This is a genomic window from Streptomyces sp. bgisy159 (assembly GCF_057707805.1).
The window spans coordinates 1-3,382 of sequence record NZ_JBYIQX010000100.1 but is presented as its reverse complement, the minus strand read 5'-3'; the positions used below and the strand labels follow the sequence as shown (position 1 = coordinate 3,382).

Annotated in this window: 1 protein-coding gene; it reads left to right on the top strand. The window is 74.3% G+C overall.

What is annotated here, in order from left to right; all coding sequences use genetic code 11:
- Window positions 1–79: 79 nt before the first annotated feature.
- Window positions 80–3,382, top strand: a 3,303-nt coding sequence (locus tag AC3ET3_RS35910) for a type I polyketide synthase (protein ID WP_435613712.1), incomplete at its 3' end; no start/stop codon positions are given.

The following is a 3,382-nucleotide window of genomic DNA, read 5'->3' as shown; positions in this document are numbered from 1 at the left end:
CGAAGCAGGCCTCACCGCCTTCATCGAAGTAAGTCCCCACCCGGTACTCACCCTCCCCGTCCAGCAGACCCTGCAGGAAATGGCCGGTGCCGAACCGGTCGTCCTCGGCACGCTGCACCGCGACCGCGGCGACACACAGGACTTCACCGAGTCCGTCGCCACCGCCTACACCAGCGGCATCCCCGTACGCCCCACCCCCCTGCCCCTCCACCCCGACCTCCCCACCTACCCCTTCCAAGGCACCCACCACTGGCTCACCCCCTCCACCGGCGGTGACCCCCGATCGCTCGGCCTGCACGACGTGGGCCACCCCCTCCTCGGCGCGGCGGTGCACCGCCCCGAGGAGGACGGCCTGGTCCTCACCGGGCAGATCTCCACGGCCGCCCAGCCCTGGCTCGCCGACCATGTGGTGAACGGGACCGTCCTGTTGCCCGGCACCGCCTTCGTCGAGGCCGTGATCCGCGCGGGGGACGAGGTGGGAGCGTCAACCCTGGAGGAGTTGGTCCTGGAGAGCCCGCTCGTCGTCGACGCGCGGCAGACTCTCAGCCTCCAGGTGACCGTCGGAGCCCCGGACACCTCCGGGCGCCGGGCGGTCAGCGTCCACTCGGCCCCCAGGAGCGATGAGCCGGCCGGCAGCCCGCTGTGGACCCGGCATGCCCGCGGCTTCCTGAGCCCCGCGCCTGCGTCCACCGGCTCGGAGCAGGCCGGGGCGCTCGCCACCTGGCCGCCGCAGGGTGCCGAGGAGGTGGCCGTCGCGGATGCCTACGAGCGGATGGCCCGCGCCGGATACGGCTACGGCCCGGTCTTCCGGGGCCTGCGGGCGGTCTGGCGCCGGAACGGGGAGGTCTTCGCCGAGGTCGCGCTGCCCGAGCGGGAGAAGAGCGACGGCTGGGGCGTTCATCCGGCGCTGCTCGACGCGGCCCTCCACGCCGACGTGCTGAACGAGGTCGAGCAGGACGCCACCGGGCCGCTCAGTCTGCCGTTCTCCTGGCAGGGCGTGGAGTTGCACGCATCCGGTGCCGCGACCCTGCGAGTCCGGCTGACGTGGTCGGAGACCGGGGTCGTCTCGTTGCTCGCGGTCGACCCTTCGGGAGCCCCTGTCGTCTCCGTGGGCAAGCTGTTGACGCGGCCCGTGGCCGACGGAACGGTGACCGCGGCGGGTGAGACGGTCCGGCGGATGCTGCTGCGCACGGAGTGGCGGGCCCTCGCGTCCACGCCCGAGCGGCGGCCCTGGGGTCGATGGCTCGTGGTGGGCGGTCGCGCCGCCGAACTCGCCAGGGCCCTCGCCGACGCAGGCGTGGACGCACACGAGGCGGCGGACCTGACGGAGGACACCTCCGGCGTCTCCCCCGACACGCTGCTCCTGCTCGACCGGCCGGCGCCGGACGCGGCGGACGCCGCGGCCGCGGCCCGTGCCCGGGTGCGGGACACGCTCGCACAGGTACAGCGTCACCTGACCGATGAGCGGTACGCGGAGACGCGCCTGATCGTCGCCACCAGGGGCGCGGTCCCGGCCGACGGTGCCTCCGGCGTCACCGACCCGGTCGGCACGGCGCTCTGGGGCCTCGTCAGGACGGCGCAGGCCGAACACCCCGGACGCCTCAGCCTGGTCGACCTGGAGCCCGGGACGGATGCCGGTGACGGCGCCGCGGACGTGGCCGGGCTTCTTGCCGCGGCCGCTTCCGGAGAACCGCAGACCGCCGTCCGCGCGGGTGAACTGTGCGTCCCCCGCCTGGCCCATGCCACGGACGTGGCATCCGGTGCGCCGCGCCGGCTGGACCCCGAGGGGGTCGTCCTCGTCACCGGCGGGACCACCGGCGTGGGCAGGCTCGCCGCCCGGCACCTGGTCGCCGCCCACGGTGCCCGCCATCTGCTGCTGCTGAGCAGACGCGGACGCGAAACGGAAGGAGTCGGCGACCTCGTCGGCGAACTCACCGCCATGGGCGCCTCCGTGAGCGTCGAGGCGTGCGACGTGGCCGACCGCGACGCGCTGGCCGTCGTCCTCGACGGTCTCGACCGTCCGCTGACCGCCGTCGTGCACAGCGCGGGTCTTCTCGCCGACGGCATGGTCACCGGTCTCTCCCCGGAACAGGTCGACACGGTGCTGCGGCCCAAGGTGGACGCGTCACTGCACCTGCACGATCTCACCCGCGACGCGGATCTGGCGTACTTCGTGCTCTTCTCGTCGATCGCCGGCACCATCGGCGGCGTCGGACAGGCCAACTACGCGGCGGCCAACGCCTTCCTCGACGGCCTGGCCGAGCACCGGCGCTCGCTCGGGCTGCCCGCCACCGCCGTGGCCTGGGGCCTCTGGGAGGACGGCGGCCTGACCGCGCACCTGGGCGTCGTCGACCGCGACCGCATCGCCCGCAACGGGGTCCGGCCGCTCACCGCCGAGCAGGGACTGGCGCTCCTCGACGCCGCAGTCACCCGGGACGCGGCCACGTGCGTCGCGGCCCGTTTCGACCCGGCCGCGCTGCGCCGCCGCCCCGAAGGGGTGCCTGTGCTGCTGAGCGGTCTGGTGCGTGCCGCCGCGCGGCGTACCGCCGCCGACGCGGGCGAGGCCGACGGCGCCGGGGCCGAGCTGGCCGGGCTGTCGCCGCAGGAGGCCGAGCGGGTTCTGCTCGCCATGGTCCTCCGGCATGCCGCCGCGGTCCTCGGACACGAGACGCCGGATGCCGTGCGCGCCGACAGCGCGTTCAAGGACATCGGCTTCGACTCGCTCTCCGCGGTCGAACTGCGCAACCGGCTCAACGCGGTGACGGGTCTGCGGCTCGCCCCGACCGCCGTCTTCGACTACCCCACCCCGCACGCCCTGGCCGAGCACCTGAACGCGAGCCGCGCCGGGGCCGAGGCCGTGACGTCCCCGCCACCGGTACGCCCGGACATCACGCCGGACGACGACGCCATCGCCGTCGTCGCCATGGGGTGCCGGCTGCCCGGCGGGGTCACGGGACCCGAGGACCTGTGGGACCTCCTGCGGTCCGAGACCGACGCGATCGGCGAGTTCCCCACCGACCGCGGCTGGGACCTGGACACCCTGATCAACCCCGACCCGGACAAGCCGGGCACGTCCTACACCCGCAACGGCGGTTTCCTGGACGGCGCCGGGCGCTTCGACGAGGCATTCTTCGGCATCTCGCCGCGTGAGGCGCTCACCATGGACCCGCAGCAGCGGCTGCTCCTGGAGACCGCCTGGGAGACCTTCGAGCGCGCCGGCATCGACCCCACCTCACTCGACAGGAGCGCGGCCGGCGTGTTCGTCGGGGCCATCGCCCAGGAGTACGGGTCGACGCTGCTCCACGAAGCCCCGGAGGGCCTGGACGGCCTGCTCCTCACGGGCAACGCCACCAGCATCATCTCCGGCCGTCTCTCGTACCTG